The organism is Butyrivibrio fibrisolvens, from assembly GCF_023206215.1.
In the GTDB taxonomy this organism is placed as follows: Bacteria; Bacillota; Clostridia; order Lachnospirales; family Lachnospiraceae; genus Butyrivibrio; species Butyrivibrio fibrisolvens_C.
On record NZ_CP065800.1, the window covers coordinates 2,572,499 to 2,588,831 of the forward strand.

The window sequence follows — 16,333 nt, forward strand, 5'->3', positions numbered from 1 at the left end:
AAAGACAAGTAAAAGACAAAGAAAAAGCAGTACATTTTTAGTGCTGCTTTTTTCTTTGAAGGTAATATCAGAATGCAAAAGCATATCATGCCAGAATATCTCATTCGTTTATTACAAACGAGCGAGCTGGCATAGTAGATGAAAACGGAACTTTATTATGAGGGACTACTTAGGATGAGAAAAAGACTTAATAAACATATAAAAAAGATCGTAGCACCTGTTTTTGCAGCGGCGCTTCTGGCAGGCTGCTCTATGCCAGACATGTCTTTGACTAAAGACTCTTTTGAAGGTGATTCTGAAGAAATGATAGGAGATGCCGGAGAGAGCCTGTCAGCTGATGAGAATATAGATGCCACAAAAGAAGATAAGGGTACATCTTCAGATTCTTCTGCAGATGCCAGCACTGTGGCAGATGAAGATAGTGATACAGATGATAACAAAGTGCCAGTCACAGATATAGCTGATATTCCTATATATAAGGTCATAGGCCGATATGACACAAGACGCTCAGATGATGACAATAAGACACTTCTTCTGACAACTAGCTTTAGCTCAGTCATGATAATTGATGATTATAAAGACGAGTATCCAAAGCTTTACGAAGTCTTAAGGCAGAGGGCTGATGAGGGGCTTGAGACATACACATCTGATAGTGAATCCATGTATAGCGAGGCTACAGAGCACTATGAAAGCATAAAAGATAGCGAACCACCTTATAATGAGGATGAATTCCCTTCATATTATAACGATGCCTGCGATAAAGTAACAAGATCTGACTCCAGGATATTAAGTATTGTTAGTGAAAATGATTTATATGCAGGCGGTGCGCACCCTTATCATTATATGGTAGGCGTGAGCTTCATTGTGGCAACCGGTGAGACTATCGCACTTTCTGATGTGCTGACAGTATCAGAGGATGAGTTCAAAAAAGAGCTTAAAGGAAGGCTTGAACAGCAGTTTGAAGAAAGAGATTCGACTTTTGTAAATCCGGATGATTATTTAAGCCATTACAAATTCAGCCCGGATCCCGACAAGATGGATGACTATACAGGCGAAGACTATGAAACAGACTTTAATTTTTATTTTGCCTATGATGGTGTTCATGTATTCTTTAATGCATATGAGATAGCCAGCTATGCTGAAGGCTCTTTTGATGTGTGCTTTTCTTATGATGAGAGCCTTATAAATGATGATTATAAGCTTGTTGATGGTACAGGTTATATGGAACCGGATGATATTGCAAGCTATAAGGATGCTACTTATAAGGGTGCAGATAAGATGCATTTTGAATATCAAGACGAAGGCGGTACCTATTCATCATCACTTACTCTGGTAAACGGCGATTGTAGGGATACTTTGGATGTAGATGTAGATCCTACTATTCTGGAACGTGGAGTATATCATGTGTATACAGGTGATGGCAGAGAGTATATCTATGCAATGTGTGATGATGTAAACGATATGGAAGTTTTTGCAGTCTTTGATATTACAGGTGGTAAGGTCAAGGCTGTAGATTGCTTTTATCGTGACGGAGTATGGATTGATATAGACGGCGACTATGAAGGCGCCGCTATCTGGACCAATCCTGAGAAAATTCTCCTTACGAATTACGGAGTTGGACTTGGAACTTTCACCTATCTGACCATATGTCATGTAGGCGATGATGGAATGCCTGTTACGGATGATGAAGCATATGCGATAGATGACGTTGTATCAGATGAGATAACAGTTATTATGGCAGTTCCAGCCAATATAGTTGAAGATGGAGAGGATACAGGAAAAGAAACCACTATCCCTGTAGGTACCGTAGTAGTACCTATAAGATGCGATGATAACTCTTATATAGATGTAGAAGCAGATGACGGTACTATATACAGAATCTATTTTTCATCACTTGAGTATCCTGGCTATATAAATAATAAAGAAGTAACAGAATACTTTTCAGGAATCGTGTATGTAGGATAAAGCATTCTGAGAAAGTATATATTATCTATTTTCATAAAAAGCGTCTTGGGAAACCGGGACGTTTTTATTACTTATACAAAAGCCATGTTCGTATAAAAATTGTAAATTGTGTTATCATGTAATGAGAAACTTTTGAACATCATACTATAGATATTATAGCGACAATCAGGTAGAAGCTGTTTATATAATCCTCAGGCGTAATCCGTACGAGGAGTGCCCAGGGGCGCAGCCCCTACGACGAGAGACAAGGTAGCCTGAGGATTATATAAACAGCTTCTACCTTAAGTCAGCAAAACAACTAAAGCGGAGGTACACATCATGGCACTTTCATCGGATCTTTATGTTGGAGAACTTCTTATGCGCCTTGTCGGTCATCAGACAGGCGAGATCAGCAAAGTTGATTATAAACCGCAAAAACCGGCATTTTATAAAGAGCCTCAAGAAGGCGAGACATTCCTTGAAAGAGCAACACCTGAGTCTCAGGGCGTTTCATCAAGGTGGGTCAAGGACCTTTTTGAAGCACTTCATGAATGCCCCAAGGCCAATATGCACAAGATAATGGTGATGCGACATGGCAAGGTTATAGGCGAGACTGCATTTGCTCCATATGATCTTGATTACTGGCATATCGTCCACTCCCTGTCCAAGTCTGTAACAGGCATGGCTATAGGTATCCTCATAGGCGAAGGCAAGTTAAACATCACAGATAAACTTATAGACCTTCTTCCTGACAAAAAAACTCTTAATTCCATGCTGCGTCTTCGTGATGTGACTATAGAACATCTACTGTCCATGACCAGCGGCGTTCAGTTCAATGAAGCGGGCGCTATCTCAGGTAATGACTGGGTCAAGGGCTTTATGGACTCTGGCACATCTTTTGCTCCGGGCAAGGAGTTTAGCTACAATTCCATGAACTCATACATGCTCTCAGCGGTAGTTACTGCCATAACAGGTCAGAGCCTTTTTGATTTTGTCAAAGAAAGAATCTTTGATCCCATGGGCATTAAGCGCGTATTCTGGGAAGCATGTCCCAAAGGCATCACCAAAGGCGGCTGGGGCCTATTCCTTCGAATAGAAGATATGTGCAAATTAGGCCAGCTCTACCTTCAAAAAGGCAAGTGGGAAGGTAAACAGCTGGTTCCTGAAGGCTGGGTTGTGGCATCTACTACCAAGCATGCCACAACTGACATCCCTGATGCTCCCGGCTATGGCTATCACTTGTGGCTTTTAAACAGCAGGGAAGGTTCGTATATCTTCAACGGAATGCTGGGACAAAATGTCTATATATTCCCGGATATCGACATGGTCCTTGCTGTTAATGCAGGCAATAACGAAGTGTTCCAGACTGGTGCTATGACAGACATCCTCTATGAGAAGATGAGAGATATTGAGGTTTCAGATGAGCCTTTATCAGAAGATCCCATGACTTCCAGATTCCTTGATAAGACTATAGATCGCATTATGGAAAAAGAGGTTCCGGGTAAGCTCATACTCCGAGGTGGGTGGAACAGAAGGTCCGATGCCTATGATAATCAACAGGACAAGATCATGAGGATCAGAACCCTTTATGGAAGTTATTATGATCTTGGCGATAGCGGAATAGGTATCTTCCCACTTATGATGCAGATAACACACAACAATTTTACAGATGGTATTACAAAGATTGGATTTGTACCTGTAGACAGAAAGAGGTTCGGCGTTCAGATCTATGAAGGTGATCAGATCTATACACTTTTATGCGGCGCTGACATGTATGAGAACAAGGTTTCTTTTAATATACACGGTGAAGTGTATGATGCGGTAGTTAAGACAAGGCTTTCGACTGATGAATACAACAGAATGGCGATAATGCTAAGGATCTTTTTCTTAGAAGAGACCAGTGAAAGGCGTATCAACATTTACCTTGGAAGTAAGTATGATCAGGAGGACACAAGAGGATTTAGAGGCAGCAATATACCTGATGGAATCGATGTCCATTTTAATGAATATCCAGGCAATAACCTCTTGTCAGGGGCTCTGTCTACGATCACCAGCAGCAAGGGGATTCAAGGCATGATCATGAACAAGCTTGACGAGTTTGGTGCGTCATTCCTTGTAGGAAAGACAATACATTATACGATCAATCCCAGAGTCCACGGCTTTCTTATAAAAGAAGAGGACAATGGCGTAGTGGGAAGTGGTGATAACGAGGATGATATTAAAAAGGTTAATATAGATATTGAAAATATAAATGCAAGTAATGAAGATAAGGATAGCACAGATATAGACAATTCTGATAAGCTTTAAGCCGTAGTATTCCCGCCATTACAGGACGTAAAAGGGGAATGCCCAGAAGTACATGGATGTACTTCTATTCCCGCCATTACAGGATGTAAAAGGGGAATGCCCAGAATATTTTATATATGCGTATATACGGCAATACATAATCGCAAACACGATTTGCCAGATTGCAAGATGCGCAGAATTGTTATCTATAGTAAAATAAAAAGATGTGATCTACTCAAACTCTCGGCTTTTTTTGCGTCTTTTATATACGGCCTGGCCCTGTAAAAGCTTGGAGGGATTCTGATCTGCCCAAGTGAGAAGTTTGAGCTGGTTTTGAAAGTTTTTTAGGAGTGTGTTTTTAGATGAATTTATTATCCATGAAAGATGTCTCTAAGGCATTTACAGATAAAGTGCTGCTTGATGGGGCATCATTTGGAATTGACGAGGGTGACCGAATCGGTATCATCGGTATCAATGGAACCGGTAAGTCCACGCTCCTTCGTCTTATAGCCGGACAGGTGGAAGAGGACTCCGGAGATATCGTTAAGGGTAACAACGTGGTCATTTCCTATCTTCCTCAGAATCCTGAATTTGATATGGACTATACCCTTTATGAATATGTTGTGTCCCAGAACGTTGCAAGAAGGCATCCTCGAGACCCATTTGAAGCCAAGGAATTTGAAGCTCAGATAGAAGGCGAAGCCAAGAAGATCCTCAACATCCTTGGATTTAATGATATAGGTCAAAAAGTCTCCAAATTATCCGGTGGCCAGAGGAAAAAGGCTGCGCTTTGCGCACGTCTTCTTGAAAACAGCGACATTCTTCTTCTGGACGAGCCTACAAACCATCTGGACAACGCCATGAACGAGTGGCTACAGACCTATCTTGAGAATTATAGGGGCGCTCTTGTTATGGTAACCCACGATAGGTATTTCCTTGATCTTGTCTGCAACAAGATAGTAGAAGTCGATCAGGGAAAACTCTATACCTATGATACCAACTATGAAGGTTACCTTGAACTTCGTGCTCAGCGCATAGAATCTGCGCTTTCGACTCAGGACAAGCATGCCAATATTCTGAGAAAAGAAATTGCGTGGATGAGGCGAGGCGCCCGTGCCCGTTCCACCAAACAAAAAGCCCATATAAAGCGTTATGAGGCTCTTCGCGATGAAGAAAAGCTCAAATTTGATGGTGATGTTGAGATATCTGCAATCTCTTCAAGACTTGGAAAAAAGACTATTGAACTCTATAACATAGGTAAGAGCTATGGTGACAGGACTTTGATCAAAGACTTCACCTTTACATTTACAAGAGATGACCGTATAGGTATCCTGGGTCCAAATGGCTGCGGTAAGACAACTCTTATGAAGATGATAGTAGGCAGCATCCCTCCTGATAGCGGTCATATCGAGATCGGAGAGACTGTCAAGATCGGATACTATGCTCAGGAAGCCGATACCATGGACGATAATCAGAGAGTTATAGACTATGTCAAGGATACTGCAGAGTATATAAAGACTGATGATGGCTATATCTCAGCATCCCAGATGTGTGAGAAGTTCCTGTTCGAAGGTAGCCTTCAGTATCAGCCGATAGGTAAGCTCTCAGGAGGAGAGAAAAGAAGACTGTATCTTTGTAAAGTTCTTATGGAGGCACCTAATGTTCTGATACTGGATGAGCCTACCAATGATCTTGATATCAAGACCTTGCAGATACTTGAAGATTACCTTGATTCTTTTCCCGGAATAGTAATTGCAGTATCTCATGACAGATACTTTCTGGACAGAGTCGGAAGACGCATGCTGACATTTGATTCATATGGCGGCATTCATTTGTACAACGGATCCTATACAGAGTTCTTCGAAACTCATAAGGAAGGTGTTGACGGAAGCTTGTCCTGGGATTTTGCAGACGATACTACAGGCGCTTCCGGAAAAAACAAGAGCTCATCAGGTTCTAATTCAACTGCAGCTTCCGGAGCATCACTAAATAACGGTCAAGACATTCCTTGTGGAGGAACCCAGCCTTCATCAAATGATGGAAGAGGCAGCCATAAATTGAAATTCAGCTATAAAGAACAAAAGGAATATGAGACAATAGAAGATGACATAGCAAAGTCTGAAGAAAAAATTGCTGGGTTTGAAGAAGATATACTCGCAAATGCAACTGACTTTGGTAAGCTCAGAGAACTTGGTGAGAAAAAAGAAGCAGAGGAAAAAAGACTGGAAGAGCTTATGGAAAGATATGTCTATCTTGAAGAAAAAGCTGAAGAGATCGCTAAGCAGAACAAGGAGTAAATGATTTATATACTGCCTGCCACTGTAAAGAGTCTGGATATGCCGGTCAGTCCAAGTGGGAGCTTAGGGTATATAATAAATCTTGATCAGATATATATGATAATAGATATAGAATCAATCAAACTGATTCAGAAAGAGGTGGATTATGACAAATACTCAGATTTTTGAAAAGGTTGAAAAATGTACACAGGCAGTCAGGGCAAAGACAGATTTCGTTCCTAAGGTAGCTCTTACACTTGGATCAGGTCTTGGCGACTATGCTAAAAATATAGATATAATAGCGGAAGTATCATACTCAGAGATTGAAGGATTCCCTGTATCGACAGTACCCGGACATGACGGCAAGTTCATATTTGGATATGTTGGTAAGACTCCTGTTGTATGCATGAAAGGAAGAGTACACTATTACGAAGGATATCCTATTTCTGATGTAGTTCTTCCTGCAAGAGTCATGAAGCAGCTTGGAGCGCAGATCCTCTTTCTTACTAATGCAAGTGGCGGCGTTAACTACCATTTCAGCGCAGGAGATCTGATGCTCATTACAGATCATATCAGCTGTTTTGCTCCCAATCCTCTTATGGGACCAAACGATGACAGACTTGGATTAAGATTCCCTGATATGAGCAGTGTATATGACAAGGATCTTCAGGATATTCTCAAAAAGACTGCTATCGAGAACAAGATCGATCTCAAGGAAGGTATCTATTGCCAGCTTACAGGTCCTTCATTTGAATCACCTGCTGAGATTCGCATGCTCAGAACTCTTGGAGTTGATGCTGTTGGTATGAGCACAGTTGTAGAAGCAATCGCAGCTAATCACATGGGCATGAAGATCTGCGGCGTATCCTGCATCAGTAATCTTGCAGCAGGTATGAGCCAGAATCCTCTTAATCATGAAGAGGTTCAGGAGGCAGCAGATATGGCAGCTCCAAGATTTGCAAAGCTTGTAACAGAGGCAGTTAAGCAGTTTGGAGATCTTTGATCAGAGTTTTTTTAAGTTTGAAAGTGTTTCACTTTCAAACCCAAATTGGTGTCGCGAGCTCCACCAATTTGAACCATTAGTCACTCGCTTTGCTCGCGACATGAGGTTAAAAATGACGCTTTCGGGAGGAACATAAAGTGAACATCAGGTTTTACAATGCCAGGATCCTCACTATGGAGGAGGATAAGCCTGTATTTGAAGGTGAAGTATGGGTTAACGCAGACAAGATATCTTTTGTCGGAACTGATAATGAAGCTGCAAAAGCCAATATCTATAAGCATTTCGATCGTGAGATAGACTGCAAGAAGAATCTTCTCATGCCGGGATTTAAGAATGCACATACTCATAGTGCTATGACACTTATGAGATCGCTTGCTGATGACCTTCCAACACAGAAATGGCTTAATGATCAGATATTCCCTGTTGAGGCTCATATGACGGGAGAAGATATATATTCTCTTACCAAGCTTGCAATACTTGAATATCTTACAAGCGGCATCACATCTATTTTTGACATGTATCTGACACCGGATACAATAGCAAGAGCCTGCAGAGAAGCCGGTATGAGGTGTGTACAGGTTGGCTGTGTTAACAATTTCTCGCAGTCTTTAGAGCTTGTAGAGAGGATGTACAATGAGCTTAATACAGAAGATGATCCTCTTAATTCATATTTTATGGGAATCCATGCAGAATATACCTGTTCACCTGAGCTTCTGACAAAATTCTCAGATCTTGTTCATAAGTACAAGGCACCTGTTTTTACCCATATAGCTGAGACCAAGGCAGAGACAGATGGCTGCATAGAGCGTTATGGCATGAGTCCTGTCAAGTACCTTTCATCAATGGGACTTTTTGACTTTGGAGGTGGCGGTTACCATCTTGTTCATGTCAATGAAGAAGATATGCAGATCCTTAAGTCTAGGAATATGTATGTTGTTACTAATCCTGGATCTAATGTCAAGCTTGCTTCAGGTATCGCACCGATATCTGATTATCTAAGACATGGAATACCTGTTGCTCTTGGAACAGATGGCCCGGCTTCTAACAACTGTCTGGACTTTTTCAGAGAGATGTTCCTTGTTACAGGTCTTGCCAAGCTTCGCTGCGATGATGCTTCTGCAATAGATGCAAATGAAGTTCTCAAGATGGCTACAGTTAACGGGGCTCATGCTATGGGCCTTAATGACTGCGATACACTTGCACTTGGTAAGCAGGCAGATATCATCATGATAGATCTTGATCAGCCCAACATGCAGCCTATTAACAATATCTGCAAGAATATCGTATACAGCGGCAGCAAGCAGAATATTAAGATGACCATGATCGCCGGAGTTATAAGATATGAAGACGGCAGGTTCAATATAGGCGTAGATCCTCATGATCTGTACCTTGAAGCAGAGAATATCAAGGCCAGGATCAGGCACGAACTTGGAAGATGATCTATAAAAAAAGATGCAAAGCGGAATTATAATTACTTGAAAAAGAAACGGAATATAATATGCAGGTTTATGTAACAGTACTTGGAATAATTGTAGCAATCCTTGTGATAGCCGCAATACTTGGAAAAAGAAACGAAAAAAGAGCAGAAAGATTTTACAGAAATAAGTTTATCAAAAACTGGGGCAAGGAACCCACTATTGATATAAGGGATAGCCGAAGACAGGCTATCCCCAAATATTTTGAAAATCACAAAGAAGATACAGCGCTTGATGATATCACTTGGAATGATCTGGGCCTTGACGTGGTCTATGACAGGATCAATTATTGCAATTCAGGTGCAGGACAGGAGTATCTGTATTACAGACTCAGAACTCCCATGCAGACTGACGAATTTGAATCCTTTGAACAGCAGGTTGATAACTTTACTGCCAAAGAAGATCTTAGGGTTGATACTCAGCTTATCTTTGCCAGAATGTCCAATTTTGGCAAGCATTCGCTCTATGACTATATAGGATCACTTGATGATCTTAAGATGTCATCAAGACTTCCTCATATGATCGCTGATCTTTTGATGCTCATATCTATTGCGGGATGCTTTTTTAAATTCGAAGTATTCTTCATTATCATAATTGCATGCCTTTTATATAATGCAGTTACATATTTTATCATCAAAGGAGATATCTCTCCTTACCTTTACATCTTTGGATATATCAACAGAATGCTTGGCGGCATAGATATGTTCAAGTCTGTTAAGGATGAAGTCCTTGCCAAAGAGACAAGGGAGCTTTTTGAATACGAAAAAGAAACTGATGCTTTCAGAAGAGGTTCATGGATAATACTGGACCCCGCAAGGCTTTCCAACAGCGGCGATCCAATGAATATGCTATTGGATTACATCTGCATGTTCACTCATATAGATCTTTTTAAATTCAAGAGCATGTACAAGTTTGTAAAAACTCATGGACAGCTTCTTGATAGTATAGTTACAACTCTCGGACGTATCGAGACAGAGATATCAGTTGCCTGCTACAGGGCTTCTCTTGACGGCAAGTACTGCCTGCCAGAGTTTGAGACCTTAAAAGGCGAAAAAGATAATGATAAAGACAATAGTGTAGACCTTTCTTATAATGCAGCAGATCTCTATCATCCCTGCATGAAAAACCCTGTAGTAAACAGTATCACAGCAGATAAAGGAGTCCTCATCACAGGCTCCAACGCATCAGGTAAGTCAACATTCCTTAAGACAAGCGCTATCGCTGCAGTTATGGCACAGACTATACATACAGTAACAGGATCTTCATACAAGGCGCCTATATACAGGATTTATTCTTCAATGGCGCTTAGAGACGATCTTGCAGGCGGAGACAGTTACTACATTGTAGAGATCAAGTCCCTTAAGAGAATACTAGACGCTGCAGCAAGTAAAGGTAGCAGGATATTTTGCCTTATAGATGAAGTACTTAGAGGTACCAATACCATAGAACGTATAGCCGCATCCACACAGATCTTAAAGAGCCTTGATAAGAAGAATATACAGTGCTTTGCAGCAACACATGATATAGAACTTACGGACCTTTTGAAAGATTATTATGATAACTATCACTTCGAAGGCGAAGTTACAGACAACGATGTTCACTTCAGCTACAGGATCCAAAAAGGACCCGCGACCACAAGAAATGCGATCAAGCTCTTGTCTATGATAGGCTACGATACGACTATCGTAGAAGATGCTCAGAAGATGGCAGACGATTTTACAAAAACCGGCATCTGGGCATAAAAAAATCAACTATAAAACAATTAAAAAATGTGGCAAAGATTTATATTCTGTCTGCCTGTGTGAGGGGCCTTAGATATGGCACCGACCTAGAACGGATATAGGAAGGAATATTATGACACATATTGAAGTATATACAGATGGTGCAGCCAGGGGGAATCCGGATGGACCCGGAGGATACGGCGCTGTACTTAAGTTCACAGACAAAAGTGGAGAGCTTCATGTTAAGGAGCTGTCGGACGGCTTTGATAAGACGACCAACAACCGCATGGAGCTTCTTGGCGTTATTAAGGCTCTTGAAGCTTTGAATCATCCTTGCAGCATCGATCTGTATTCTGATTCCAAATATGTTATAAGCGCATTTAATGAACACTGGATAGAAGGGTGGCTTAAAAAAGGCTGGGTCAATGCTTCTAAAAAGCCTGTCAAGAACAGAGCTTTATGGGAGAGACTTTTAAAAGCTGCAGAGCCTCATAATATAACCTGGCACTGGGTCAAAGGTCATGCAGGACATCCTGAGAATGAACGCTGCGACGAGCTTGCAACTACAGCTGCTGATGAGAATCCTGATATGCTGCTTCATGATGATGGCGGCGATCTTAAGGGAGTGTGCTGAATAATATCCGGTGTCTTATAAAGCCACTGACTATAGATATTTTTCAGAATACTTTATATTATATTTAGATTATTTGTAGCAAAAAGATGTTAGAATACAGTCTATATAATTATTATAAGAAAATCGTATATAGCTTAAAATACGATACAGGCAGAGCCTTTGAACAAATCAGTATTTAAAAGGGATTAGTATCAGGTTCGGACCTTATAGCCGAAATAGAAAGGAATCTATGAACGAAGTTAAACAACCAAAAAAACCACTTATTTTTTACTATCTGGCAGTACTTGTTTTGATGGTGATCATAAATCTTGTGGTTATGCCTCTTATAATCGGAGCTAACAGAACTGAAGTATCCTATAGCCAGTTCATAACCGATACAACACAGGGCAATATCAATAATGTCAAAATCTATACAAATGAAATAGTATATCAGAACAATGATGGTAAGATCTACTATACTGCTACTATAGATGATCCGGAGCTTGTCAGCAGGCTTACAGAGTACGAAGTGGTTTTTTCCAGTGAGATAGAAACTCAGGTTTCACCGTTTATGGAGTTCATTCTGACATTTGTACTTCCTATCATCATCTTTATACTGCTTGGAAGATGGCTGTCCAACAGGATGATGGACAGAATGGGCGGTGGTGCATCAGGTCAGTCCATGATGTTCGGAGGCCTTGGCAAGTCCAATGCAAGAGTATATGTACAGTCAACTGAGGGCATCAAATTTGCTGATGTTGCCGGTGAAGAGGAAGCCAAGGACAATTTAAAGGAGATAGTCGACTATCTTCATAATCCTGGCAAATACAAAGAGATCGGCGCTTCTATGCCCAAGGGCATATTACTTGTAGGCCCTCCCGGGACAGGTAAGACAATGCTTGCCAAGGCTGTTGCCGGAGAAGCTAATGTTCCTTTCTTTTCAATGAGCGGATCTGAGTTTGTAGAGATGTTTGTAGGTATGGGTGCTTCCAAGGTCAGAGACCTTTTCAAACAGGCCAAGGACAAGGCGCCTTGTATTGTATTCATAGATGAGATCGATGCTATTGGTAAGAAGCGTGATGGCCAGTTAAATGGCAATGATGAAAGAGAGCAGACTCTCAATCAGCTCCTTACAGAGATGGACGGATTTGAAGGTAACAACGGTGTTATGATTCTTGCTGCTACCAACAGACCGGAATCTCTTGATCCTGCTCTTACAAGACCCGGACGTTTTGACAGAAGAGTTCCTGTAGAGCTTCCTGATCTTAAAGGCCGAGAAGATATCCTCAAGGTTCATGCCAAGAAGATAAGGATCTCAGATGATGTTGATTTTAACAAGATAGCCAGAATGGCTACAGGTACTTCCGGTGCTGAACTTGCCAACATCATCAATGAAGGAGCCCTTCGAGCAGTAAGAGACGGCAGAAGATTTGCTAATCAGGCTGATCTTGAAGAGAGTATAGAAGTTGTAATAGCCGGTTATCAGAAGAAAAATTCAATCATGTCTGATAAAGAAAGGCTCATCGTATCCTATCACGAGGTAGGACATGCTCTTGTAGCTGCAATGCAGAAGGGAACAGCTCCTGTTCAGAAGATAACTATAGTTCCTCGTACAAGCGGAGCCCTTGGTTATACCATGCAGGTAGAAGAAGAGGGCAATCACTATCTTATGAGCAAGACTGAGCTTGAGAATGAGATAGCAACATTAACAGGAGGCCGTGCAGCAGAAGAGGTTGAGTTTGGATCTGTTACAACAGGTGCTTCCAATGATATAGAGCGTGCCACTAAGCTTGCCAGAGCTATGATCACCAGATATGGTATGTCAGATGATTTTGACATGGTTGCTCTTGAAACCGTTAATAATCAGTATCTTGGCGGCGATGCTTCACTTGCGTGCTCTGCCCAGACTCAGGCAAGGATCGATCAGAAGGTAGTAGAGCTTGTTAAAAAACAGCATGAAAAGGCTATCAAGATCCTTAAAGATAATAAGCCAAAACTTGACGAGATTGCCAAGTATCTGTATGAAAAAGAGACTATCACAGGTGAAGAGTTTATGAGCATCTTAAACCGTAAAAGTGATATAGCTGCTACGAGCGCAGAATCTTTTTCCATATAAAAAGACTTAAAAAAGCCTTTTAGATACCGTATGATTCCACGGACTTTAGTATTTATTTGATATACCAAAGCCGATATGAATCAGTATATAAAGCCATTCTAATAAATGATGATGTGGATTCTCATTTTAGAATGGCTTTTTCCATATCGGAAAACCGGTTGCGATGAGTTTTGATTTGCGTCATAATAAAGTGGACGAAATTCTTACATTTTCTAAGTTCAGTATCCTGTGATCAAGTAGTACATAGCTTGGATATGCTGATAATGGGGTGAATATGGATATAACTGATTTTTCTACGGGTACAGAGATTACAATTTATATCCCTATAATGGACAAGATGATTCCGGCAGTATGTAGCGTCGTCGGGCCAAGAGGCGAAGGGATAATGGTAACCCAGCCAAGATATAAAGGGGTACCACTTAATGAAATGCATGATTTCTCCTTCAGCATCCATGATAAGGATTTTAACAGATATAATTTCAAGTGTAGCCTTATACAGCCTATAGCTCAGCTCAATAACAGGTTCTACTATATGGAAGGACTTCAGGGTATAGACACTAAGAATTATCGCAAAGCAAAGAGATATCCTGTAGGTATTCTGGGGACTGCCTATGCCGGCAAGGGTAGAGACGCACAGGTGGTCATATATGATATATCCATGAGAGGTATATCTTTTGCTATGGAGAGAGAAGCTGTATTCCGTATTGGCGATGATGTGACTATAACGTTTCAGGAGAAAGAACGCAGCAGGCACTTGGTGATACAGGCTCAGATAGTCAGAAAGTTCTCTCTTGATGATTATGAGGCGGTAGGATGCAGGATGCATGACATAGGAACAGATGTAATGGCCTTTATAAAAAGGGTTAAGGACAGATATACGAATGGGGGCGAATCCGAAGATCAGGAATGATCAAAAGATAATGATCTGATAGGGACATTGTAGATAGAATATGAAATATAGAATATTCTGATCATCTATTTTCTGATCATCCGTATCTTAATAGCGGATTTTGACTTATATGAAGAAGATTGCTTTATTAACAGATGGATGGCGCAAGTTTATAGTTTATGCCTGGGCAGAAGGCATAATGAGAAAGATACGTAAAGAGAATCTGGACATGGTCTTGTTCCAGTTCAACTGCTTTGGTAACTGGAGTAGTGATAGAGAGAACAATCAGGGGGAGTATAATATCTTCAACCTTCCTGATCTTACAGCATATGATGGTATTGTCATAGATGCCAATAATATAACAGATTATGAGGTGCTTCAGAAGCTCATCAGGATGGTAAGAGAAAGCGGAAAACCTGCTGTCAGCATAGGTCATGAGTTCCCTGGTCTGTATTATGTGGGTATTGATAATAGAAAGCCTATAGAAGAGATCATGGATCATCTTTATAATGTCCATAATTGCAGAAGCTTTGTCTTCGCAGGAGGCCCCGGAGACAATTTTGAGAACAGACAGAGGGCCGAATCTTATCTGGACTGTCTCCAGAAATATCAGCTTACAGAACTTAATAATCCGGTATTGTACGGTGACTACGAATTTGCCACAGGCGTTCGTTATATGAATGATTATATCGAGAACCATAAGCCCTTCCCTGATGCTTTTGTATGTTCTAATGACAATATAGCTACAGGAATCTGCAGGACAGCGGAGCTTAATGGTTATCATGTCCCCGGAGACTTTCTTGTCACAGGTTTTGACAATCTTGAGAAGGCAAGGAACTATCTTCCTCAGATAACTACTGTTAATATGGACAGAGAGCTTATCGGAGAGAGAGCGCTTGAAATACTTATCGATCTGTGGGAAGGAAGAGAAGTATCTTCTCACACATATACAGATGCCAATGTTATCTTTGCCGAAAGCTGTGGTTGTCCCAACAGCGGAATGGTAGATTATAGGAATTATCTTAAGAATGTAATTGACTCTAACTGTGCCAAAGAGGTTTTTGATAATGAGATAGCATGTCTTGAAAGAGATGTGCTCAAAGAGCCTACTATGCATGATATGTTTGACACTATAGAGAAATATATGTGCAGTAAAAATGTTGAAGGTTTCTTTGCAGTAGTAGATGAGAGGATATTTGAGCCTTACATGAGTACTCATTTTCCTACGGAGGGGTATTCTCGTCCTGATCTTAAAGTACAGCTTGCAGTATGTAATGGCAAGAGAACGTCTTTTGAATCGGTGGAGGACCTTATAGGATATATAGATCATAATCTTAAGGGAGTTCATTACCTTTTTAATCCTATACATTTTGGCAATGAAGCGGTTGGTTATACGCTTCATAAGAATCCGGTATTTCTCTATGAATGGTCCAATCTTCTCGATATGCAGGAAGGAATCATAGAGGGCTTTAAGAATCTTTTCCACAAGAAACAGCTCACCAATGCCATGAAGCAGCTTGAGGATGTCTACAATAAGGATCAGCTGACTGGGGTTTTCAACAGGATAGCTCTTACTGATATTGTTGAGTCCAGATTCAATAGAGAAAGAGCCAGAGGAATCATCTGGGGAGTTGTATTTGTTGATGCTGATAATTTTAAGACTCTTAATGACAGATACGGTCATGAGTATGGTGATAAGGTGCTTAAGATCATCGCTAAGACTATGAAGAAGCATGTGCCTGAAGGCGGCGATGTATTCAGATTTGGAGGAGATGAGTTCGTAGCTCTTTTTCCAAATGCATCCAGAGGCGTTTTGAAAAGTTACAGAGAGAAGGTTGTAAGCGAGCTTGAGCAAAATGATACTGCTATCAGCATGGGAAGCTGTCTTACCAATATGAATATGACTCTGACCTTGTCTGATTATATTTCGGCTGCAGATGGCAGTATGTACCTTGATAAAAATGACAAAGGCTGATCATTACTATATTCAGAGAGCTTTATAACCTGCTT

General features: G+C 40.9%; 10 protein-coding genes. All 10 read left to right on the top strand.

All coding sequences use genetic code 11. The features are described 5' to 3' along the window. Window positions 1–174 precede the first annotated feature (174 nt). The 10 genes from I7804_RS10645 to I7804_RS10690 all read left to right on the top strand — a co-directional run bounded on the left by I7804_RS10645 (window position 175) and on the right by I7804_RS10690 (window position 16,298). The gene (locus tag I7804_RS10645; protein ID WP_248403366.1) at window positions 175–1,965 is read left to right on the top strand and encodes a DUF3298 and DUF4163 domain-containing protein; all 1,791 of its coding nucleotides are present in this window, start codon (window positions 175–177) and stop codon (window positions 1,963–1,965) included. A 318-nt stretch (window positions 1,966–2,283) separates the two neighbouring features. Beyond that, complete coding sequence (locus I7804_RS10650; RefSeq protein ID WP_248403368.1) at window positions 2,284–4,251, top strand: serine hydrolase domain-containing protein; 1,968 nt, start codon at window positions 2,284–2,286, stop codon at window positions 4,249–4,251. Window positions 4,252–4,592: 341 nt separating this feature from the next. After that, on the top strand, window positions 4,593–6,527 hold the full coding sequence (locus I7804_RS10655) for an ABC-F family ATP-binding cassette domain-containing protein (RefSeq protein WP_248403369.1): 1,935 nt from the start codon (window positions 4,593–4,595) through the stop codon (window positions 6,525–6,527). Between the two features lie 145 nt (window positions 6,528–6,672). Further along, window positions 6,673–7,509, top strand: coding sequence for a purine-nucleoside phosphorylase (locus I7804_RS10660; RefSeq protein ID WP_022759035.1), 837 nt, complete (start codon window positions 6,673–6,675; stop codon window positions 7,507–7,509). A 137-nt stretch (window positions 7,510–7,646) separates the two neighbouring features. Further along, window positions 7,647–8,948 carry an amidohydrolase family protein gene (locus I7804_RS10665; protein ID WP_248403371.1) on the top strand — a complete coding sequence of 434 codons (1,302 nt, stop codon included), beginning with the start codon at window positions 7,647–7,649 and terminating at the stop codon, window positions 8,946–8,948. A gap of 59 nt (window positions 8,949–9,007) precedes the next feature. Beyond that, window positions 9,008–10,726, top strand: a complete 1,719-nt coding sequence (locus tag I7804_RS10670; protein WP_248403373.1) for a MutS-related protein — start codon at window positions 9,008–9,010, stop codon at window positions 10,724–10,726. Between the two features lie 112 nt (window positions 10,727–10,838). After that, on the top strand, window positions 10,839–11,339 hold the full coding sequence (rnhA, locus tag I7804_RS10675) for a ribonuclease HI (RefSeq protein WP_022756100.1): 501 nt from the start codon (window positions 10,839–10,841) through the stop codon (window positions 11,337–11,339). Window positions 11,340–11,568: 229 nt separating this feature from the next. Continuing rightward, window positions 11,569–13,434: an ATP-dependent zinc metalloprotease FtsH gene (ftsH, locus tag I7804_RS10680; protein ID WP_248403375.1), complete on the top strand. Its 1,866-nt coding sequence runs from the start codon at window positions 11,569–11,571 to the stop codon at window positions 13,432–13,434. A gap of 274 nt (window positions 13,435–13,708) precedes the next feature. Further along, window positions 13,709–14,344, top strand: a complete 636-nt coding sequence (locus tag I7804_RS10685; protein WP_248403377.1) for a PilZ domain-containing protein — start codon at window positions 13,709–13,711, stop codon at window positions 14,342–14,344. 109 nt (window positions 14,345–14,453) lie between these two features. Next, a complete protein-coding gene (locus tag I7804_RS10690) occupies window positions 14,454–16,298 on the top strand; it encodes a GGDEF domain-containing protein (protein WP_248403378.1) in 1,845 nt (614 codons plus the stop codon). Window positions 16,299–16,333: the final 35 nt, after the last annotated feature.